Annotated in this window: 20 protein-coding genes and 3 pseudogenes; 17 read left to right on the forward strand and 6 right to left on the reverse strand. The window is 76.2% G+C overall.

Going from position 1 to position 20,044, the window contains the following annotated elements:
• A partial coding sequence (locus BJF88_RS12850; RefSeq protein WP_139316062.1) for a DUF3866 family protein occupies nt 1-233 on the reverse strand: 233 nt, incomplete at its 3' end.
• A 35-nt stretch (nt 234-268) separates the two neighbouring features.
• Between BJF88_RS12850 and BJF88_RS12855 the strand changes: the two genes are divergently transcribed.
• The 12 genes and pseudogenes from BJF88_RS12855 to BJF88_RS12900 all read left to right on the forward strand — a co-directional run bounded on the left by BJF88_RS12855 (nt 269) and on the right by BJF88_RS12900 (nt 12,235).
• On the forward strand, nt 269-1,312 hold the full coding sequence (locus BJF88_RS12855; protein WP_075829093.1) for a YafY family protein: 1,044 nt from the start codon (nt 269-271) through the stop codon (nt 1,310-1,312).
• Nucleotides 1,305-1,808, forward strand: coding sequence for a hypothetical protein (locus BJF88_RS23700; protein ID WP_369824601.1), 504 nt, complete (start codon nt 1,305-1,307; stop codon nt 1,806-1,808). The genes BJF88_RS12855 and BJF88_RS23700 overlap by 8 nt, the downstream gene beginning before the upstream one ends.
• The gene (locus BJF88_RS23705) at nt 1,760-2,275 is read left to right on the forward strand and encodes a helix-turn-helix transcriptional regulator (protein WP_369824602.1); all 516 of its coding nucleotides are present in this window, start codon (nt 1,760-1,762) and stop codon (nt 2,273-2,275) included. Before BJF88_RS23700 ends, BJF88_RS23705 begins: the two co-directional genes overlap by 49 nt.
• Nucleotides 2,276-2,280: 5 nt before the next feature.
• Nucleotides 2,281-2,607 (forward strand): hypothetical protein, encoded by a 327-nt coding sequence (locus BJF88_RS12865; protein ID WP_075829108.1) that lies wholly within the window; start codon nt 2,281-2,283, stop codon nt 2,605-2,607.
• Between the two features lie 43 nt (nt 2,608-2,650).
• A complete protein-coding gene (gene tatA, locus BJF88_RS12870) occupies nt 2,651-2,959 on the forward strand; it encodes a Sec-independent protein translocase subunit TatA (protein ID WP_075829095.1) in 309 nt (102 codons plus the stop codon).
• A gap of 34 nt (nt 2,960-2,993) precedes the next feature.
• Nucleotides 2,994-3,737, forward strand: coding sequence for a twin-arginine translocase subunit TatC (tatC, locus tag BJF88_RS12875; RefSeq protein WP_075829109.1), 744 nt, complete (start codon nt 2,994-2,996; stop codon nt 3,735-3,737).
• A gap of 43 nt (nt 3,738-3,780) precedes the next feature.
• Nucleotides 3,781-4,824, forward strand: coding sequence for a diacylglycerol kinase family protein (locus tag BJF88_RS12880; RefSeq protein WP_075829096.1), 1,044 nt, complete (start codon nt 3,781-3,783; stop codon nt 4,822-4,824).
• A gap of 35 nt (nt 4,825-4,859) precedes the next feature.
• On the forward strand, nt 4,860-7,802 hold the full coding sequence (locus BJF88_RS12885; protein ID WP_075829098.1) for an RNA helicase: 2,943 nt from the start codon (nt 4,860-4,862) through the stop codon (nt 7,800-7,802).
• Between the two features lie 88 nt (nt 7,803-7,890).
• A complete protein-coding gene (locus BJF88_RS12890) occupies nt 7,891-9,531 on the forward strand; it encodes an amidohydrolase (protein WP_075829100.1) in 1,641 nt (546 codons plus the stop codon).
• Nucleotides 9,532-9,981: 450 nt separating this feature from the next.
• Nucleotides 9,982-11,199 (forward strand): annotated as a pseudogene (gene lnt, locus BJF88_RS12895) (apolipoprotein N-acyltransferase); the annotation flags it as partial.
• Nucleotides 11,200-11,294: 95 nt separating this feature from the next.
• On the forward strand, nt 11,295-11,447 hold the full coding sequence (locus BJF88_RS22235) for a hypothetical protein (RefSeq protein WP_255372010.1): 153 nt from the start codon (nt 11,295-11,297) through the stop codon (nt 11,445-11,447).
• On the forward strand, nt 11,444-12,235 hold the full coding sequence (locus BJF88_RS12900; RefSeq protein ID WP_075829102.1) for a polyprenol monophosphomannose synthase: 792 nt from the start codon (nt 11,444-11,446) through the stop codon (nt 12,233-12,235). The genes BJF88_RS22235 and BJF88_RS12900 overlap by 4 nt, the downstream gene beginning before the upstream one ends.
• 102 nt (nt 12,236-12,337) lie before the next feature.
• On the opposite strand, the gene BJF88_RS12905 is transcribed toward BJF88_RS12900, so the two are convergent.
• Nucleotides 12,338-12,682 (reverse strand): RNA polymerase-binding protein RbpA, encoded by a 345-nt coding sequence (locus tag BJF88_RS12905; protein WP_069387551.1) that lies wholly within the window; start codon nt 12,680-12,682, stop codon nt 12,338-12,340.
• A gap of 372 nt (nt 12,683-13,054) precedes the next feature.
• Between BJF88_RS12905 and BJF88_RS20535 the strand changes: the two are divergent.
• The 5 genes and pseudogenes from BJF88_RS20535 to BJF88_RS12930 form a co-directional block, all read left to right on the forward strand.
• Nucleotides 13,055-14,254 (forward strand): annotated as a pseudogene (locus tag BJF88_RS20535) (LLM class flavin-dependent oxidoreductase); the annotation flags it as partial.
• Nucleotides 14,255-14,323: 69 nt separating this feature from the next.
• On the forward strand, nt 14,324-14,962 hold the full coding sequence (locus tag BJF88_RS20540) for an FMN reductase (protein ID WP_075829103.1): 639 nt from the start codon (nt 14,324-14,326) through the stop codon (nt 14,960-14,962).
• Nucleotides 14,963-15,171: 209 nt separating this feature from the next.
• The gene (locus BJF88_RS19690) at nt 15,172-15,498 is read left to right on the forward strand and encodes a hypothetical protein (RefSeq protein WP_075829104.1); all 327 of its coding nucleotides are present in this window, start codon (nt 15,172-15,174) and stop codon (nt 15,496-15,498) included.
• 80 nt (nt 15,499-15,578) lie between these two features.
• On the forward strand, nt 15,579-15,758 hold the full coding sequence (locus BJF88_RS19695; protein WP_158068942.1) for an SHOCT domain-containing protein: 180 nt from the start codon (nt 15,579-15,581) through the stop codon (nt 15,756-15,758).
• A gap of 59 nt (nt 15,759-15,817) precedes the next feature.
• On the forward strand, nt 15,818-16,837 hold the full coding sequence (locus tag BJF88_RS12930) for an LLM class flavin-dependent oxidoreductase (RefSeq protein ID WP_075829111.1): 1,020 nt from the start codon (nt 15,818-15,820) through the stop codon (nt 16,835-16,837).
• 16 nt (nt 16,838-16,853) lie between these two features.
• On the opposite strand, the gene BJF88_RS12935 is transcribed toward BJF88_RS12930, so the two are convergent.
• The 4 genes and pseudogenes from BJF88_RS12935 to BJF88_RS12945 all read right to left on the reverse strand — a co-directional run.
• Nucleotides 16,854-18,278, reverse strand: a complete 1,425-nt coding sequence (locus BJF88_RS12935) for an NADH-quinone oxidoreductase subunit N (RefSeq protein WP_075829106.1) — start codon at nt 18,276-18,278, stop codon at nt 16,854-16,856.
• Entirely contained in the window at nt 18,275-19,504 is a 1,230-nt protein-coding gene (locus BJF88_RS12940; RefSeq protein WP_255372011.1) for a NuoM family protein, read from the reverse strand. Before BJF88_RS12940 ends, BJF88_RS12935 begins: the two co-directional genes overlap by 4 nt.
• A 5-nt stretch (nt 19,505-19,509) precedes the next feature.
• Nucleotides 19,510-19,767, reverse strand: a complete 258-nt coding sequence (locus BJF88_RS22240) for a hypothetical protein (protein WP_255372012.1) — start codon at nt 19,765-19,767, stop codon at nt 19,510-19,512.
• Nucleotides 19,768-19,769: 2 nt separating this feature from the next.
• Nucleotides 19,770-20,044 (reverse strand): annotated as a pseudogene (locus BJF88_RS12945) (NADH-quinone oxidoreductase subunit L); the annotation flags it as partial.

Raw genomic sequence — 20,044 nt, forward strand, 5'->3', positions numbered from 1 at the left:
CCGACGACGAGGGCGTAGCCGCCGGTGCCGAGGCCGCGGGCGAGGGCGGAGACGTTGAGCAGGAGGGTGTCGCCGGGGGCGGGCGTGCCGACGAGGCGGGTGTAGGCGAGGGCGCGCACGGGGGTGTCATCGGTGCGCCCGGGCAGGGGCTGGTCGAGGGTGACGGTGAGCTCCTGCGCGCCGGGCCAGGCCCGGCCGTGCGACGTCACCGTCCCGGTCCGCCACGTGATCACGCCGCTCACCCTATCGAGCGCTAGCGTGGTGCCCGATGTCCGAGCCCTCCTCCTCCCGGTCCGCGTCGTCGGTGGCGCCGTCGAACCCGGCTGCCCGGTTGCTGAACCTGGTCATCGCGCTGGTGAACACGAACGCGTCGATGACGAAGCAGCAGATCCGCCGCAGCGTGGCGGGGTACGGCGACGCCCCGTCGCCGGACGCGTTCGAGCGCATGTTCGAGCGGGACAAGGACACGTTGCGCGACCTGGGGATCCCGATCGTCACGGTGGACGCGGGCGGGCACGCGGACGAGGTGGGGTACCGCATCGACCAGGACGCGTACGCGCTGGGGCCGGTGGACCTGACGCCGGCGGAGCTGGGGGTGCTGGTGCTGGCGGCGCAGTTCTGGCAGGACAAGACGCTGCGCACGGACATCTCGCGGGCGCTGACGAAGCTGCGCGCGGCGGGTGCGGGGGAGACGGCGATGGACGCGGTGACGGGTCTGGTGCCGCGCGTGCGGGCGGTGGGGGACGCGTACGGTCCGCTGCTGGACGCGATCTCGGAGCGGCGGGCGGTGTCGTTCACGTACCGGGCGGCGAGCACGGGCGAGGTGCGCCCGCGGCGGGTGCAGCCGTGGCGGATCGCGGCGCGCAGCGGCGGGTGGTACCTGCTGGGGTTCGACGTCGACCGGCAGGCGCCGCGCTCGTACCGGTTGAGCCGGGTGGAGGGACGGGTGCGGGCGTCGGGGCCGCGGGACGCGTTCGAGGTGCCGGCGGACGTGGACGTGGACGCGTTCCTGGGCGGGCGCGGCGCGGGCGGGGTGGCGCGGCTGGCGGTGGTGCCGGAGCGCGCGGCGGCGCTGCGCGCCCGCGGCACGGTGGTCGGGTCGGCGCCGGTGTCGTCGGCGCAGGACGCGCACGGCGCGGGGTACGACGTGCTGGAGGTGCCGTTCTCGGTGCGCGGCGCGCTGGCGGAGGAGGTCCTGGGGTACGGCGACGCGGTGCTCGTCCTGGGCCCGCCGGAGCTGCGCGACGTCGTGGTGCGCCGCCTGCAGGAGGCCGCCGCCCTGGGCGGGGCGGGGGAGGAGGACCGTGGCTGAGCGCGCGGACGACCGGCTGGTGCGGCTGCTGGGCATCGTCGCCTACCTCGACGGGGCGGGCCCGGTCCCGGTGGACGAGCTCGCCCGCCACTTCGGGGTCAGCGAGCGCCAGGTCCTGGACGACGTGGACGCCCTGTGGGTCTCGGGCACGCCGGGGTACTGGCCGGACGACCTCATCGACTTCGACGCCGACTCGATCGAGCGCGGGGTGGTGCGCCTGACGGAGGCGCGGGGCATGACGCGGCCCCTGCGGCTGGGCACGCGCGAGGCGGTCGCGCTCGTCGCGGCGCTGCGGGCGATGCGCGAGACGGCGGCGGTGCAGGCCGACCCGGGCCGTGCGGGCGTCGTGGAGTCGGCGCTGCGCAAGCTCACCGACGCCACGGGCGAGGCGGCGGCGGCCTCGACGTGCGCCTCGCGCCCGAGGGCGACCCGCGGGTCGTGGCGGCGGTGTCCGGTGCGCTCGCCGCGGGGCGTCGCCTGCGCATCCGGTACGTGACGGCGGCGGACGAGGCGTCCGAGCGCGAGATCGACCCGGTGAGCCTGCACACCCAGGACGAGCACGCCTACCTGCTCGCGTGGTGCCACCGCGCCCGGGGGCGGCGCACGTTCCGGGTGGACCGCGTCCTGGACGCGACGGTGCTCGACGTCCCCGTGGAGCAGCACGACGTCGACCCGGACGTGGACTTCACGCCCGCCGGTGACGCGCCGGTCGCCACGATCGTCCTGGCGAGCCCGGCGCGCGCCGTCGCGGAGCAGGTGCCGGTGGAGTCGGTCCGGGACCTGCCCGACGGGTCGTTCGAGGTGCGGCTGCGCGTGACGAACCCGGTGTGGCTGCGCCGGCTGCTGCTCGCCCGGGCCCCGCACGTGCTGTCGGTCGAGCCCGCGTCGGTCGCGCAGGACGTGCGCCAGGCCGCGCGCGCCGCCCTGACCGCGTACGAGCGCCTCCCCGGGTCGTTAGGGTGAGCGGCATGTGGTTCTGGGTGTGGACGCTCCTCGTCGTGGGCACGCTCGTGGGCGCGTTCCTCCTCGGGCGGCGCCTGTGGCGGTCCGTGCGCGAGCTCGGCCGCGAGCTGTCCCGCGCCTCGGAGGTCGCGAGCGAGCTCGGCGCCCGGGCCGAGGAGCTCTCGCGGCGCCTGGAAGCCGCTCAGCCGTCGACCGCGCCGACCCTGTTCGACGACCCCGTCGAGCTCCGCCACCGCGTCCATGCGCTGCGTGCCGACCGCCACGAGCGCCGGGGCGAGCGCCGCCGCCGCGACGAGCGGGTGTGGGCACGGTGGCGCCGGTTCAACGCGTAGACTCGAACAGGTCGAACCCCGGTCCTCGAGGAGGAGTCGCACCATGGGCATGCTGAAGCCCTGGCACATCATCGTGCTCGTCGTCGTGATCCTGCTGCTCTTCGGGGCACGCCGGCTCCCCGACCTCGCCCGCAGCGTCGGGCAGTCGCTGAAGATCTTCAAGAAGGAGGTCAAGGAGCTCACCGACGACGACAAGACCGATCGCGACGACCGGGCCGACACCACCCACGCGCCGCAGGACCGCGCCACGGGCACCACGGGCACGCGCACCGGTGATGCCGCTGGCCCGGGCTCGTCCGGCGTCCCGGGAGGAACCCCGTCGTCCACCTCGGACGACGCCTCCTCGAGGTGATCGGTGTCGCGCAGTCCTCGTGACCCCGAAGCGCATGGCCCTGCGGGAGCACCTCCTGGAGCTCCGCAAGCGCCTCTTCCTCGCCGCGTGCGGCCTGGTCGTCGGCGCGCTCGTCGGCTGGTTCCTCTACGAGCCCCTCCTCGACGCCCTGCAGGCACCCCTGCAGGAGGCCGCCGAGGAGCAGGGCAAGATCATCTCGCTGAACTTCTCGGGCATGGCCTCGGCGCTCGACATGAAGGTCAAGGTCTCCCTCTTCCTCGGCGTGCTCGTCTCCTGCCCGTGGTGGCTCTACCAGCTGTGGGCGTTCATCACCCCGGGCCTGACGTCGAAGGAGCGGCGCTACGCCGTCGGGTTCCTCGGCGCGTCGGTGCCGCTGTTCCTCGGCGGCGCGCTCCTGGCGTGGTGGGTCCTGCCGCACGCCGTCGACATCCTCGCCGGGTTCGTCCCCGACGACGCGACCAACCTCGCCGACGCCCAGGGCTACCTCAGCTTCGTCATGCGCCTGGTGCTCGCGTTCGGGCTCGCGTTCGTCCTCCCCGTCGTCCTCGTCGTGCTCAACGCCGCGGGGATGCTGCGCGCCGCGTCGATGGCGCGGGGCTGGCGCTGGGCCGTGCTCCTCGCGTTCGTCTTCGCCGCCGTCATGACGCCCACCCCGGACGCCCTGACGATGATCTTCGTCGCCCTGCCGATCTGCGGGCTCTACTTCGGCGCCCTCGGCATCAGCTACCTGCACGACCGCCGCGTCGACAAGCGCGACGCCGCCCGGCTCGCCCTGTGACCGCCGGGCACCGCGCGCGCCGGCCGCGGCGCGGGGACACCCCGTGAGCACGGTCGGGCTCGTCGTCAACCCCACCGCCGGTCGAGGCCGGGGCCGCGTCGCCGGGGAGCGCACCGCCGCCGCGCTGCGCGACGCCGGCCACACCGTCCACGACCTCGGCGCACCCAGCCTGCCCCTCGCCCAGGAGTCGGCCGACGCCGCTGTGCGCGACGGCGCCGTGGACACCCTCGTCGTCGTCGGCGGCGACGGCATGGTCCACCTCGGCGTCAACGCCGTCGCCGGCACGACCGTGCCGCTCGGCCTCGTCGCCGTCGGCACCGGCAACGACTTCGCGCACGCCCTCGCCCTGCCCACCGGCGCCGTCGGACCCGCGCTCGACGCGCTCACCCACGCGCTCACAGGCGCGCTCACAGGCGCCGTCGCCGGCGCCGGCGTGCGCGCCGTGGACGCCGTACGCGTCACCGGACCGCACCTGCCCGCCCCCCGCTGGTACGCCGGGGTGCTGTCCGCCGGGCTCGACGCCGCCGTCAACGCCCACGCCAACGCCGCCACCTGGCCCCGCGGCCGCGCACGCTACGCCCGCTCCGCCCTGCGCGAGATCTCCCGCTACGCCCCCTACGGCTACCGCGTCACCCTCCACGGCGCGCGCAGCACCGACGGCGCCGAGCCGCCCGCCCTCGTCGCCGGCGTCCCCGTGCGCACCGAGGACGGACCCGACGGCCCCCGCCTCGTGTGGCAGTCCCCGGGCGCGCTCGTCGCGGTCGCCAACGGGCCCCGCATCGGCGGCGGCATCCGCATCGCCCCCGCCGCCCGCCCCGACGACGGCCTGCTCGACGTCGTCCTCGCCGGCCCCCTCACCCGCGCCGACGCCGCCCGCACGTTCCCCGGCATGTACGCCGGGCGGCACCTGCACCACCCCGGCGTCGACGCCCTGCGCGCCCGCGCCGTCACGATCGAGCCCACCGGCGCCGGCACCACGCCCCCGCACGCCCACGCCGACGGCGAGCACCTCGGCCCCCTGCCGCTGCACGCCGAGGTCGTCCCCGGCGCCCTCACCGTCCTGCAGCCGCCCGCCACGCCGCGCTGACCGGCGAGAGCGCCCACGAAACGTAGGCTGGGCCCATGACGGCTGCCGACACGCCCGCCGACTCGCCCGCCGCCAGGTACGCCGCGGCCCGCGCCCGCCAGGCCGCGTCCCGCACCCGCCTCGCCGAGTTCCGCCGGGACCTCGACTTCCCCCTCGACGAGTTCCAGGTCAGCGCCTGCGAGGCCCTGGAAGAGGGACGCGGCGTCCTCGTCGCCGCCCCCACCGGCGCCGGGAAGACCGTCGTCGGCGAGTTCGCCGTCCACCTCGCCCTCGCCACCGGCCGCAAGGCGTTCTACACCACCCCCATCAAGGCGCTGTCGAACCAGAAGTACGCCGACCTCGCGCGCCGCCACGGCCCCGACCACGTCGGCCTCCTCACCGGCGACACCAGCATCAACGCCGACGCACCCGTCGTCGTCATGACGACCGAGGTGCTGCGCAACATGCTCTACGGCGGCTCCAGCGCCCTCGACGGCCTCGGGTACGTCGTCATGGACGAGGTCCACTACCTCGCCGACCGCTTCCGCGGCCCGGTGTGGGAAGAGGTCATCATCCACCTGTCCGACGACGTCCAGCTCGTCTCCCTGTCCGCCACCGTCTCCAACGCCGAGGAGTTCGGCGACTGGCTCGAGATGGTCCGCGGCGACACCGCCGTCGTCGTCAGCGAGCGCCGGCCCGTGCCGCTGTGGCAGCACGTCCTCGTCGCGCGGTCCGCCGGCGGGCCCGATCGTGCCGAGCGCGGGCCCGGGCGCCCCGGCCTGGGCGCGGAGCTGCTCGACCTGTACGCGGGGCACGTCGACCCCACCGACCCGGGCGTCAACCCGCCCATCAACCCGGACCTGCTCGCCGCGTTCCGCGCGGCGCCGCGCACCGGCACGTCCGGGCCGGGCGGGCGGGGGCGCGGCCCCGGGGACCGCGGGTACCGGGGCCGGGGCGGGCGCCGCCCGGCCCCCGACCGCGCCGGGTCCTCCCGCCGCACCCCGTCACGGTTCTCCGTGGTGGACGCCCTCGACGAGGACGGGCTGCTGCCCGCGATCTACTTCATCTTCTCGCGCGCCGGGTGCGAGGGCGCCGTCACGCAGTGCCTGACGGCGGGGCTGCGGCTGACGACGCCGGAGGAGGAGGCCGAGATCCGGCGCGTCGCGGAGGAGCGGACCGCCGCGATCCCGTCCGAGGACCTCGACGTGCTCGGGTACTGGACGTGGAGCGAGTCCCTGGCGCGCGGCATCGCGGCCCACCATGCCGGGATGCTGCCGGTGTTCAAGGAGACCGTCGAGGAGCTGTTCAGCCGCGGCCTCATCAAGGCGGTGTTCGCCACGGAGACGCTCGCGCTGGGCATCAACATGCCGGCGCGGTCGGTGGTGCTGGAGCGGCTCGTGAAGTGGGACGGGTCGGCGCACGTCGACGTCACCCCCGGCGAGTACACGCAGCTCACGGGGCGCGCGGGGCGGCGCGGCATCGACGTCGAGGGCCACGCCGTCGTCGTCGACCACGCCGGCCTGGACCCGGTGCACCTGGCGGGCCTGGCGTCCAAGCGCCTGTACCCGCTGCGCTCGAGCTTCCGGCCCACGTACAACATGGCGGTCAACCTCGTCGCGCAGGTCGGGCACGACCGGGCCCGGGACGTGCTCGAGACGTCGTTCGCGCAGTTCCAGGCCGACCGCGGCGTCGTCGGCCTCGCGAAGCAGGCGCAGGCGCACGCCGAGGCGCTCGAGGGGTACGCGCGCGCCATGACGTGCGACCAGGGCGACTTCGGCGAGTACGCCGCGCTGCGCCGGCGCATCGCCGCGCGCGAGGCCGACCTGTCGCGGGCGGCGAGCCGGTCGCGGCGCGCCGAGGTCATCGCGGCGTTCGAGCGGCTGCGCCCCGGGGACGTCGTCGAGGTGCCGTCCGGGCGCCGGGCGGGGTACGTCGTCGTGCTCGACCCGGGGGAGGGCGCCGGGTTCGACGGCCCGCGCCCCACCGTGCTCACGCAGGACCGCGCGGTGAAGAATCTCACCGTGGCCGACGCGCCCGGCGGGGTGCGGACCGTCGCCAGGGTCCGCATCCCCAAGACGTTCAACCCGCGCGTGCCGGCGCACCGGCGCGACCTGGCGTCGTCCCTGCGCAACGCGCTGGGCGCGCTCGACGAGCCGGGCACCCGTCCGGGCAAGGGTCCGCGTGCCCGGTCAGCGGCCGCCGACGACGCCGAGCTCGCCCGCCTGCGCGCCCAGCTGCGCGCGCACCCGTGCCACGGCTGCCCCGACCGCGAGGACCACGCCCGGTGGGCCGAGCGGTGGCAGCGCCTGAAGAAGGAGCACGACCGCCTCGTGGGCCGCGTCGAGGGCCGCACCGGGTCGATCGCCAAGCTGTTCGACCGCACGTGCGACGTGCTGCTCACCCTCGGCTACCTCGAGCGCGGGGGCGACGGCCCCTCCGGCGCAGACGGCACGGACGGCACGGACGGCACGGACAGCACCGAGCTGCGCGTCACGGACGACGGACGGTGGCTGCGGCGCCTGTACGCGGAGAACGACCTGCTGCTCGCCGAGTGCCTGCGCCGCGGCGTGTGGGCCGACCTCGACGCACCCGCCCTCGCCGCGGTGGTGTCCACGTGCGTGTACTCCGGGCGCCGCGACGAGCCCGCCGAGCCGTACGTGCCCGGCGGGCCGCACGGCACCCTCGGCCAGGCGCTCGACGCGACCGTGCGCGTGTGGTCCGAGGTCGAGGACCTCGAGGACGCCCACCGCCTCGACGCGACCGGCGAGCTCGACCTCGGCCTCGTCGCCGCCGTGCACCGGTGGGCCGTCGGGCGCAGCCTCGACGCCGTGCTGCGCGGGTCCGAGATCGCCGCCGGCGACTTCGTGCGCTGGTGCAAGCAGGTCATCGACGTGCTCGACCAGCTCGCGACCGCCGCGCCCACCCCGGCGCTGCGCCGCACCGCCAACCAGGCGATCGACCGGCTGCGGCGCGGCGTCGTCGCCTACTCCAGCGTCTGACGCGCGCCGTGTGACGTACGCCCGAGCCCGCCGGACCGGGGCCGCCGACCGGCACGAACCCGGCGCACGTGGCCTATCGTCGGGGACCGTGACCTCCACCCTCTACCGCGGCGGCGTGATCCACTCCGCGACGGACCCGTTCGCCGAAGCCCTCCTCGTCGACGACGGCGTCATCGCCTGGATCGGCGCCGACGACACCGCCGACGGGCTCGCCGCCCGCGCCGACCGGGTGATCGACCTGCAGGGCGCGCTCGTCGCACCGGGCTTCGTCGACGCGCACGTCCACCTCGTCGAGGTCGGCCTCGCCCTCGCCGGCGTCGACCTGTCCGCGAGCGCCGGCGTGACGTCCCTCGACGCGGCGCTGCGGGCCGTGGCCCGGGCCGCGGGCGCGGCGGGCGCCGACGACGTCGTGCTGGCGTTCGGCTGGGACGAGCGGGCGTGGCCGGAGGGGCAGGCGCCGACGGCGCAGGAGCTGGACGCCGCGGCGGGCGGTCGGCCGGTGTACGCGGCGCGCGTGGACGTGCACTCGGCGGTGGTGTCGACGGCGCTCGCGCGGCGTGCGGGCGCGGAGCGGCTGCCGGGGTGGCACGCGTCGGGTTGGGTGACGGGTGAGGCGCACCACGCGGCCCGCGACGTGGCCCGCGACGTGACGCCGGCGCGGCGCACGGCGCTGTACCGGGCGGCGCTGGCCGCGGCGGCGGAGCAGGGCATCGTGTCGGTGCACGAGATGAGCGCCCCGCACATCGACACGCGGGCGGGGCTGCGGGAGGTGCTGGACCTCACGCGGGACCGCGCGAGCGGCCTCGCGCACGTCGTGGGCTACCGGGGGGAGCTGTGCGCGGGCGAGCAGGACGCGCGCGACCTGCTCGCGGACGTGCCGGGGCTGACCGGGATCGCCGGGGACCTGAACGTCGACGGCTCGATCGGGTCGCGCACCGCGGCGATGCGTCAGCCGTACCGGGACGCGCCGGTGCCGGGGGAGCGGGGCGCGCTGTACCTGTCGGCGGAGCAGATCGGCGCGCACGTGGCGGCGGTCGCGGCGGCGGGCACGCAGGGCGGGTTCCACGTGATCGGGGACCGGGCGATGGACGAGCTCGTGGCCGGGCTCGAGGGGGCCGCGCAGGCGCACGGGTCGGGCGTCGTGCGGGGGGCGCGGGTCCGGGTCGAGCACGCGTTGTTCGTGGACGCGACCGCGCTCGCGACGATGCTGCTGCACGGGGTGAGCCTGAGCATCCAGCCGGCGTTCGACGCGGCGTGGGGCGGCCCGGAGGGGACGTACGCCGCGCGTGTCGGCGCGACGCGCGCGGAGGGGCTCAGCCCGTTCGCGGACCTCGCGGGCGCGGGCGTGCCGCTGGCGTTCGGGTCGGACTCGCCCGTGACGCGCCTGGACCCGTGGGCGGGGGTGCTGGCGGCGATGTCGCACGTCGACCCGGACCAGCGCATCTCCGCCCGGGCGGCGTTCCGGGCGCACACCCGGGGCGGGTGGCGCATCGCGGGGCTGGACCACACGGGTGCCGGGCAGCTGCGGGTCGGGGCGCCGGCGCACCTGGCCGTGTGGGAGGCGGAGCACCTGGCGGTGCAGGGCCCGCTCGGTCGGACGGCGTCGTCGTGGAGCACGGACGCCCGCGCGGGCACGCCGCTGCTGCCCGAGCTCGGCGGGGACGCGCCGCGCCCGACGTGCCGGCAGACGGTGCGCGACGGGATCGTCCTGTTCGACACGTTCGACTGATTCCTGCCGCTTGACAGCAGGCGAGGCGCCGGTAGTTTCGTGGGGTGTTCCGGCCCCGGCGGCCGCAGGGGGAACCAGCCACCATCGACGGGCCCTCGGCGTGCCCGCACCGGGCGTCAGGCCGGGCCCGCGCGCTCGATAGAAAACGTGTCCCGCCGGTGGCGGTGTGGCACGGGCCGAAGGGCGCGCGGGCCCGCCACACACCTCGGTCCCGGCGCAGGTGGGTGGCGTAGTCTGCACCCCGTGCCCGACCCTGCACCACCGACCGATCCCGCACCCCCGACCGACGCGGCCGTGCCGTCGGCCGTGCCGCGCGAGCGGCACCCGACGGGCCGTCCCGCGGCGTTCCTGGCGTCGCGGCCGGGGTCGCTCCTCGTCGCCGCGGCGGGCGGCCTGACCACCGACGCCGCGTTCCCGGACCGCGGCTGGTGGCCCGCCGCGTTCGCCGGGGTGGCGCTGCTGCTGTGCGCGCTGCGGCGCGACGACGCCCGCTGGGGCGCGCTCGTCGGGCTGACCTGGGGGCTGGCGTTCTTCCTGCCGCACCTGTCCTGGGCGGACGAGGCGACGGACACCGTGCCCTGGGTCGCGCTGTCGGTCATGGAGGCGTGCTTCGTCGCCGCCGTCGGCGCCGCCTGGGTGTGGGTGCGCCGGTGGCCGTGGCTGCGCGGGCGCCCGCTCGCGCAGGCCGCCGGGTTCGCGGTGCTGTTCGTCGCGGCGGAGCAGGCGCGCACCGAGGTGCCGTTCGGCGGTTTCCCCTGGGGGCGGCTCGCGTTCTCCCAGGCGGGCTCCCCGCTGGGGCGTGCCGCGTGGCTCGGCGGCGAGGTGCTGGTGTCGCTGCTCGTCGCGCTCGTCGGGTCCCTGCTGGCGGCGGCCGTCGCGCTCCTGTGGCGGGCGCGCACGTCGGCGTCCCTCGCCGCGGCGGCGCCGTCCGTCGCGACGGCCCTGGTCGCCGCGACGGCGCTCGTCGCCGCCCCGCTGCTCGTCCCGCTCGACGACCGGGCGCAGTCCGGGACGCTCGAGGTCGGTGCGGTGCAGGGGAACGTCGCCGAGCCCGGGCTGGGATCGTTCGCCAACCGGGCCGAGGTGCTGAACAACCACCTCGACGGCACGCTGGCCCTCCTGGACCAGGTGGACCCGGGCGACCTCGACGTCGTGCTGTGGCCGGAGAACGGGTCGGACCTCGACCCGCAGGAGGCGCGTGACGTCGCGGCCGCGATCGACGACGTCGCGCGCGAGGTCGACGCCCCGGTCCTGGTCGGCGCGCAGGAGTTCCCGGCCACCGGCGGGCGGTACAACGTCGCGCTGCTGTGGGAACCCGGCGAGGGCGTCGTCGACCGGTACGCCAAGCAGCACCCCGCGCCGTTCGGCGAGTACATGCCGATGCGCTCGGTCCTGCGCGTGTTCTCCGACCAGGTCGACCGCGTGACGATCGACATGATCCCCGGCGACGAGACCGGGATCGTCGACCTCGACGCCGAGCGCCTGGGCCGCACCGTGCCGCTCGGCGTCGTCATCTGCTTCGAGGTCGCCTACGAGGAGCTCGTGCGCGACGCCGTGACGTCCGGCGCCGAGATCCTCGTCGTGCCGACGAACAACGCGTCCTTCGGGTACACCGCCGAGTCCACGCAGCAGCTCGCGATGTCCCGGCTGCGCGCGATCTCCACCGGCCGCGCCACCGTCCAGGCTCCACCGTCGGCGTCAGCGGCGTCGTCGCACCCGACGGGCAGGTCCTGCAGCGCACCGGCCTGTTCACGGCCGACCAGATGGTCGCGTCCCTGCCGCTGCGCACGAGCGTCGCGCCCGCCGTGCGGGCCGGCGCCGCTCCCGCGGTCGTCGTCAGCGTGCTCGCGCTCGCGCTCCTGGCGGCCGGCGTCGGCACCGGGGTGCGCGCGCGCCGCGCCGGGCGGCACGGGTGAGCGCCGCGCCCGGGCGGGTCCTCGTCGTCGTGCCCACCTACGACGAGGCGCAGACGCTTCCCGGCACGCTCGCGCGCCTGCGCGCGGCCGTGCCGGACGCGGACGTGCTCGTCGTCGACGACGCGTCCCCCGACGGCACGGGGGACCTGGCACGGGACATCGCCGCGCGCGACCCCGCGGTGCACGTGCTGCACCGCGGCGGCAAGGACGGACTCGGGGCCGCGTACGTCGCCGGGTTCGGCTGGGCGCTGGGCCGCGGGTACGACGTCGTGGTGGAGATGGACGCGGACGGCTCGCACCAGCCGGAGCAGCTGCCGCGCCTGCTGGACGCGCTCGCCGCGCCGGGGCCGCAGGGCGCGCCCGACCTGGTCATCGGCTCGCGGTGGGTGCCGGGCGGCGAGGTGGAGAACTGGCCGTGGCACCGCGAGGTGCTGTCACGGGCGGGCAACGGGTACGTGCGCCTCGCGCTCGGGCTGCGGCTCGGGGACGCGACGGCGGGCTTCCGCGCCTACCGCGCGTCCGCGCTGCGCGACACCGATCTCGCCACGGTCGCCTCGCACGGGTACTGCTTCCAGGTCGACATGGCGTGGCGCGTCGCCCGCGCCGGCGGCCACGTCGTGGAGGTGCCGATCACGTTCGTCGAGCGCACGGCGGGCCGGTCGAAGATGAGCCGGTCGATCGTCACCGAGGCGCTGTGGAAGGTCACCGCCTGGGGCGTGCGACGACGCGCGGGGCAGCTGCGCGCCCTCGTGCGCCCGCGTGCTGCGGCCCGCTCGAGGGTGCGCTGACCCCCCGTGTGCCCCGGTGCGCCCCCCAGGGGGACCCCCGAGGGACGGCGAAGGGCCCGGCCCCCGGGACGGGGCCGGGCCCTTCGCGGACGCGGTGACGGGTCAGGCGCTGCGGCGCAGCTTGCCGGCGCGCAGGAGGTCGAGGCGCTCGTCGAGCAGCTCCTCGAGCTCGGAGATGGTGCGGCGCTCGAGCAGCATGTCCCAGTGGGTGCGGGCGGGCTTGCCGGCCTTCGGCTCGGGGCGCTCCGCGTCGCGCAGCAGCGCCTCGGCGCCGCAGCGGCACTCCCACACCGGCGGGACCTCGGCGTCGGTCGAGAACGGCAGGATGATGGTGTGGCCGTTGGGGCAGTCGTAGTGCGCCTGGAAACGCGGCGCGAAGTCGACGCCCTCGTCCGACTCCATGCTCTTCGCACCGATGCTCATGCCACGCAGCGAACGGTCGGCCATGGTGTCCTCCAGAGGATCGTCGGGGGTCGTGGGGGCGCCCCGAGGGGGTGCGAGGGTGCCCGGTCTACGAGTACGCAACGCATGGTGATGACGAGGTGTTCCGGCGCGCGGTGAAGGTCCCGTGAACGCGGGCGGGCGCGCCGCGGTGCGGTGCGCGCGCCGTCCGCCGGGTCCGCCACGGTGCGTCGCGGACCTCAGGTTCGCGGGTTTGCCGGTCGCACGCAAATCATGCGCGCGTGACGTCCACCGCTGCGCACGGCGCGCCGACGAGTGCGGGAACAAACACCGGGGGTGCACGGTTGAGCGCCGTGTGCATGCAAACGCATGGACATCGGCAGGACCGGATCGGCCCGAGGACACTGGGAGCCCACCATGCAGTTCGGCATCTTCACCGTCGGTGACGTCACGACCGACCCCACGACGGGCCGGACCCCGGACGACACCGAGCGCGTGCGCGCGATGCTCACCATCGCCCGGCACGCCGACGAGGCCGGCCTGGACGTCTTCGCCACGGGGGAGCACCACAACCCGCCGTTCGTCCCGTCCTCGCCCACCACGATGCTCGGCTACCTCGCGGGTGTGACGAAGGACATCGTCCTGTCGACGTCCACGACGCTCATCACGACGAACGACCCGGTGCGCCTCGCCGAGGAGTACGCGATGCTCCAGGTGATCTCGGACGGACGCATGGACCTCATGATGGGCCGCGGCAACACCGGGCCCGTGTACCCGTGGTTCGGGCAGGACATCCGCAACGGCATCGCCCTCGCGGTCGAGAACTACGCGCTGCTGCGCCGGCTGTGGACCGAGGACGTCGTGGACTGGGAGGGCAAGTTCCGCACCCCCCTGCAGGGCTTCACCTCCACGCCGCGCCCGCTCGACGGGGTGCCGCCGTTCGTGTGGCACGGGTCGATCCGCAGCCCCGAGATCGCCGAGCAGGCCGCGTACTACGGCGACGGCTTCTTCCACAACAACATCTTCTGGCCGATGAGCCACACGAAGCAGATGGTGCAGTTCTACCGGCAGCGGTACGAGCACCACGGGCACGGCCCCGCGGACACGGCGATCGTCGGGCTCGGCGGCCAGGTCTTCCTGCGCAAGGACTCGCAGAAGGCGTGGGACGAGTTCCGGCCCTACTTCGACAACGCGCCCGTGTACGGGCACGGCCCGTCGATGGAGGACTTCACGCGCGAGACGCCGCTGACCGTCGGCTCCCCGCAGCAGGTGATCGACCGGTACGCCGCGATGCGCGAGCACGTCGGGGACTACCAGCGCCAGCTGTTCCTCATCGACCACGCCGGCCTGCCCCTCAAGACGGTCCTGGAGCAGATCGACCTCCTCGCGGGCGAGGTCGTGCCCGTCCTGCGTCGCGAGGCCGAGGCCGCGCGCCCCGCGCACGTCCCCGCCGGCCCGCCGAGCCACGGCGAGCGGGTCGCCGCCGCCCGCGCCGCGGGCCAGGACGGTTCCGCGCACGTCGCGCCGCCGAGGACCGCTGGACCGGGCGCGTCGCCGAGGACGAGGCGAGCGTGCCCGCCCCTGCGGGCGCCTCGTTCGGCCTCTGACCGGGCGGCCCGCCCGGCGCACCGCCGGCACCGCCCCGCGCAGCACACCCACCACCGAGCAGCACCCGCAGGAGCACCCATGACCGACACCACCGCCGGCGCGGACCGCCGCCTCGTCGTCGTCTCGGCAGGCCTGTCCAAGCCGTCGTCCACCCGTCTCCTGGCCGACCGTCTGGCCGACGCCACCGTCCGCGGGCTGCGGGAGCAGGGGCTGAGCGCCGACGTCGAGACGGTCGAGCTGCGCGACCACGCGCACGCCGTCGTCGACGCGATGCTCACCGGCTTCCCCACGGGCGACCTCGCCGGAGTCCTCGAGCGCGTGTACGCGGCCGACGGGATCGTCGTCGCGACCCCGCTGTTCACCACGACCTACTCGGGCCTGCTCAAGTCGTTCGTCGACGTGCTCGACAAGGACGCCCTCACCGGCACGCCCGTGCTGCTCGGCGCCACCGGCGGCACCTCGCGCCACTCGCTCGCGCTCGAGTACTCCCTGCGCCCGCTCTTCACCTACCTGCGGGCCGACGTCGCCACGACCTCGGTCTTCGCCGCCACCGACGACTGGGCCGCCGCCGAGACCGACGCCGGCGGCGGCCTGCCCCGGCGGATCGAGCGCGCCGGGCGTGAGCTCGCCGCGACGGTCGCGCGGCGCGAGAGCACCGGCCCGGCCGACCCGTTCGCCACGGCCCCGGACTTCGAGAGCCTCCTCGGCGGCCTCTGAACCCCACGTGCGCCGTCGGGCACCGGCTCGCCCTTGCGGCCGGTGCCCGGCGGCGGCGAGGATGCGAGCACGCACCCGCCGCCGCACCCGGGAGGCCCCGTGGACGCCACCGCAGCACCCGACGACGCCCGCCCCGGCCCCGTGCCGCGCGCGGCGTCCGCGCGCCGCAGCGCCGCACCGCCGGCGTCGCGCCCCACCGCGAGCGCCCCGTGGACGTCCCCGAGCGTTTCGCCGCGGCGCCGCGCTACCCCGCGATGTTCCACGTCGCCGGCGGTCGCCTCGTGTGGGACGGGAACCGCCTCGTCCCCGTGCGCGGCGACGGCACGCCCGTGCCGGCCGCCGGGCGCCCCGTGGTCACGGTCACCGGCGCCGGGCTCACGTGCCCGACTGTCGTCGTGGCCTGGCCCGCGCCCTCCGGCGACCGCGCGCGCGGTCCCGCCGCGCCCGACCGGCTCGGGTCGTGCTGCTCGACCGCTCCGCGGACCGGTTCGTGCGCTTCGCTCGCGCGCTGGAGGACGCCCGCCCGGACGTCCTGACCCTGGACGACCGGACGGTCCCGTCGCCGCGCGTGCCGCGCCTGCGGCCGGGGCGTCGCGGCAGCGAGCGTCGGCCGAGCGTGTTCGTCCGCGCGGTGTGGCGCGCGTGGGCGGCTGCCGTGCCGCGGGGCGCGGTGACCGGCGAGGAGGGCGGGGGAGGGGACGTCGTGGACCGGCTCGAGCGCCTGGCCGCCCTGCACCGCGGCGGCGCGCTCACCGACGCGGAGTACGCCCGCGCGAAGCAGCGCCTGCTGGGCTGAGGCCCGTCGGGGCGGGCGCGAGGGGAACACCGCGGCGGGTGCGCGGCGTTGCACCGGCCGTGAAGAGCATCGGGTTCCTGTCCTTCGGCCACTGGGCGCCGTCGCCCGGATCGCAGGTGCGTGACGCGCACGACGCGCTGCACCAGTCCATCGAGCTCGCGGTCGCCGCCGAGGAGCTCGGCGCCGACGGCGCGTACTACCGGGTGCACCACTTCGCGCGCCAGCTCGCGTCCCCGTTCCCGCTGCTCGCCGCCGTCGCGGCGCGCACCCGCCGCGTCGAGATCGGCACCGCCGTCATCGACATGCGCTACGAGAACCCGCTGTACATGGCCGAGGACGCCGGCGCGGCCGACCTCATCTCCGGCGGGCGGCTGCAGCTCGGCATCTCGCGCGGGTCGCCGGAGCAGGTGGTGGACGGGTACCGGTACTTCGGGCACGAGCCGGCGCCGGGGGAGAGCGACGCCGACATGGCGCGCCGCCACACCGCCCGGTTCCTCGAGGTCGTCGAGGGGGAGGCGTTCGCCGAGCCGAGCCCGCGGCCGATGTTCCCCAACCCGCCGGGCCTGCTGCGCGTCGAGCCGCACTCGCCCGGGCTGCGCGAGCGGATCTGGTGGGGCGCCGGGACGCGGGCCACCGCGGAGTGGACCGCGCGGCAGGGCATGAACCTCATGAGCTCGACCCTGCTGTCCGAGGACACCGGCGTGCCGTTCCACGTCCTGCAGGCCGAGCAGATCCAGCGCTTCCGCGACACGTGGGCCACCCAGGGCCACGCCTTCGAGCCGCGCGTGTCGGTGTCCCGGTCGGTCTTCCCGGTCGTCTCCGACCTCGACCGCGCCTACTTCGGCCGCGAGACCGGCGGCGGCGACCAGGTCGGCGTCCTGGAGGGCGTGCGCGCCCGGTTCGGCAAGACGTACGCCGGCGAGCCCGACCGCCTCGTCGACGAGCTCGCGAAGGACGAGGCCGTCGCCGCCGCCGACACGCTGCTGCTCACCGTGCCGAACATGCTCGGCGTCGAGTACAACGCCCACGTCCTCGAGTCCGTGCTGCGCGACGTCGCCCCGGGGCTGGGCTGGCGCTGACCGCGCAGCCCGACCGTCAGGCGGCGACCGCCGCACCGGCCGCCACGCCGAGCACCAGCGACACCGCGGCGCACGCGTGCAGCACGCCCGCCGCGACGCCCGGCCCGGCGTCGGGCGCGGCGTCGGGCGCGGTGCGCGGGGGCCGGCGCCACGTCGCCGCCACGGCGGGTGCGATCCAGCGCAGGTAGTAGGCGAGGCTGACGAGGGTGTTCACGACCGCCACGACCGCCAGCCAGGGCGCACCGCCGTCGGCGGCAGCGGCGAAGACCGCGACCTTGCCGACGAACACCGCCGTGGGCGGGGTGCCGACGAGCCCCAGGAGGCACACGAGGAGGCTCACGACGACCCACGGCCGTGCCGCGGCTCCTCGCGCCCACTCCTGCAGGGTCCCCGCCTGCGGCACCGCGGCCACCGCCGCGAACGCGCCGACGTTCGTCACCGCGTACGCGGCGAGGTAGACGAGCAGGGCCGGCTCGGCGAGCGCCGTCGTCCCGGCCACGGCCACGGGCATCAGCAGGTAGCCCACCTGACTAATCGTGGAGTACCCGAGGAGGCGGCGCGGCTCCGTCTGGGGCAGCGCGGCGAGGTTGCCGAGCGTCATGCTGGCGGCGGCCACGACCGCGACGGCCGTGCCCGCCGCGCCCGGCACCTCGGCGAACGGACCGGTGACCAGGCGCCAGAGCGCGACGAGCGCGCCGAGCTTCGCGACGGTGGTGAGCAGCGCCGCGACGGCGGGCGGGGTACCGGCGGCGAGATCGGGCACCCAGAAGTGCACGGGCACCGCGCCCGCGGTGAACAGCAGCGCCCCGGCGATCCCGACCGCCGCGAGCGCCACGACGGCCCGCGGCGCGGTGGTGATCGTCTCGCCGACCGCGGCCCACGACGTCGTCCCGGTGGCGAGGACGAGCGCGACGACGCCCACGAGGAGCACGACGCCGGCGAGCGCGCTGAGCAGGTAGTACTTCAGCGCCGCCTCGGTGCCGCGGGCGTCGCGCCGCGTCCCGGCGAGCGCGTACGCGGGCACGCTCGCCAGGAGGAAGCCCGCGACGAGCATGAGGGCGTCGTCGCTCGCGGCGAGGACGTCCGCGCCGAGCGCGACGAACGTGGCCAGGACGTACGTCTCGGTCTCGCGGGCGTCGCCCGCGACGCCCGCGCGCAGCAGGACCACGGCGAGTGCCGTGGCGAGCGGTGCGACGACCCGCACGGTGCCCGCGGCGGCGTCGACCGACCAGGTGCCGGAGAAGACGGTCCGGGCGGCGTCCGTCAGGCCGGGCGCGGCGAGTGCGGCACTGAGCAGGCACGCCGCGACGACGACGACGGCGACGCGCCGCTGGCGCGACTGCGGGGTCCACAGACCGAGCAGGAGCCCGGCGACGGCGCCCGCGAGCAGTGCCGCCTCGGGCAGCAGGGCGAGCGGGTCCTCGGCCGGGGCGCCGCTCATCGCGACGTCAGCTCGACGAGGGTGTTGGCGGCCGGGCCGACGACGCCGAGCAGGACGACGGGCACGAGCCCCACCAGCACGGACAGCGCGAGCAGCGGCGCGACGGCGAGCCGCTCACGGGTCGTGACGTCGCCGACGTGGTCCACGCCGCCCGGCCGCACCTGGTCGCCGGTGAGCAGGCGCTGCAGCGCGCGCAGCAGCAGCCCGGCGGTGAGCAGGATGCCGAGGACGGCGACGACGGCCGCGACGGGCACGGCGGCGAGCGACCCGCTGAGGACCTGGAACTCGGCGACGAAGCCGGACAGGCCCGGCAGCCCGAGGGACCCGAGCGCCGCGACCACGAGGAGCGTGGCGAGGACCGGTGCGGGGCGCGCGAGACCGCCCCAGCGGTCGAACGCGTACGTGCCGCCGCGCGACCACAGCACCCCGGCGAGCAGGAACAGCGCACCGGTGAGCAGGCCGTGGCTGACCATCTGGGTGACCGCGCCGGTGGCGGCGACCGCGCGGGGCCCGGCCTCGGCGGTGGTGTACCCGACGGCGCCGAGGCTGAGCAGCACGTACCCCATGTGGTTGACCGAGGTGTAGGCGATCATGCGCTTGACGTCGGTCTGGGCGAGGGCGACGAGCGCGCCCCACAGCACGCCGGCGACGCCGACGACGATCACGACGCCCGCCCAGCGCTGCCAGGCGTCGGGCAGCAGCGGCATGGCGATGCGCACGAACCCGTACGTGCCGAGCTTGAGCAGCACGCCCGCGAGCACCGCGGAACCCTCGGCGGGGGCGTCGGTGTGCGCGGGCGGGAGCCAGCTGTGGAAGGGCACGGTCGGGGTCTTGACCGCGAGCCCGATGCCGACGGCCAGCAGCACGAGCCCGGCCGTCGTGGGGTCGTCGCGCCAGGGCGGGTCGGCGGCCAGGCGCACGATGTCGAACGTGCGGGGCTCGCTGCCGAGGAACAGCCCGATGATGCCGAGCAGCAGCGCGAGGGACCCCAGGAACGTGTAGAGGAAGAACATCAGGGCGCTGCGCTGGCGGTCGCCGTGCCCCCAGCCGGAGATGACGAGGTACATCGCGACGATGGACAGGTCGAAGAACAGGAAGAACAGGATGAGGTCGAGCGCGGCGAACGTGCCCAGGCACGTCGTCTCGAGCAGCAGGAACAGCGCGGCGTGGGTGCGCGGGCGAGCGGTGGCGCGCAGCGACCACACCGCGCACGCGACGAACAGCACGGCGGTCAGCGCCAGCAGCGGCAGGGACAGGCCGTCGACGCGACGTGGTAGGACGCGTCGACGGTCGGGATCCACGGGACCTTGACGTCGTACTGCACGCCGCCGCCCGGGTCGAAGCCCCACCAGGTCCAGGCCACCAGCCCCGCGACGACGAGCGTCGTGGCGAGCCACGTCCACGAGGCCACCGCGTCGGGCAGGCGCGGCACGGCGACGAGGACGAGACCGACGACGGCGGGCAGCAGGACGACGACGCTGAGCAGCATGGTCACCTCACGATCAGCAGGACGAGGAGCAGGGCGGCGAGCCCGGCCGCGACCTGGGCGTAGTACTGGTGCAGCAGGCCGGTCTGGGGCCGTCGGGCGAGGCGGCCGAGCCGGCGCGTGGTCGCGCCGACGCTCACGACGAGGCTCGTCAGGTCGCCCTCGCCGCGGCCGCCCCACGCGGCGGCACGCGTGGCGACGGTGCCGGTGGCGCGGGTCGCGTGGTCGAGGCCGTCGTCGGCGGCACGCGTGGCGACGGTGCCGGTGGCGCGGGTCGCGT

The organism is Cellulosimicrobium sp. CUA-896 (assembly GCF_001942335.1).
Taxonomy (GTDB): domain Bacteria; phylum Actinomycetota; class Actinomycetes; order Actinomycetales; family Cellulomonadaceae; genus Cellulosimicrobium.

What these genes read in the sequence shown, in the direction of transcription:
- BJF88_RS22235 (WP_255372010.1), top strand. Translation starts at nt 11,295, where the DNA reads ATGGTCGCGTCCCTGCCGCTGCGCACGAGCGTCGCGCCCGCCGTGCGG.
- BJF88_RS12865 (WP_075829108.1), top strand. Translation starts at nt 2,281, where the DNA reads ATGTGGTTCTGGGTGTGGACGCTCCTCGTCGTGGGCACGCTCGTGGGC.
- BJF88_RS20540 (WP_075829103.1), top strand. Translation starts at nt 14,324, where the DNA reads ATGACCGACACCACCGCCGGCGCGGACCGCCGCCTCGTCGTCGTCTCG.
- tatC (WP_075829109.1), top strand. Translation starts at nt 2,994, where the DNA reads ATGGCCCTGCGGGAGCACCTCCTGGAGCTCCGCAAGCGCCTCTTCCTC.
- BJF88_RS22240 (WP_255372012.1), bottom strand. Translation starts at nt 19,767, where the DNA reads ATGCTGCTCAGCGTCGTCGTCCTGCTGCCCGCCGTCGTCGGTCTCGTC.
- BJF88_RS12885 (WP_075829098.1), top strand. Translation starts at nt 4,860, where the DNA reads ATGACGGCTGCCGACACGCCCGCCGACTCGCCCGCCGCCAGGTACGCC.
- tatA (WP_075829095.1), top strand. Translation starts at nt 2,651, where the DNA reads ATGGGCATGCTGAAGCCCTGGCACATCATCGTGCTCGTCGTCGTGATC.
- BJF88_RS12905 (WP_069387551.1), bottom strand. Translation starts at nt 12,682, where the DNA reads ATGGCCGACCGTTCGCTGCGTGGCATGAGCATCGGTGCGAAGAGCATG.
- BJF88_RS12855 (WP_075829093.1), top strand. Translation starts at nt 269, where the DNA reads ATGTCCGAGCCCTCCTCCTCCCGGTCCGCGTCGTCGGTGGCGCCGTCG.
- BJF88_RS12935 (WP_075829106.1), bottom strand. Translation starts at nt 18,278, where the DNA reads ATGAGCGGCGCCCCGGCCGAGGACCCGCTCGCCCTGCTGCCCGAGGCG.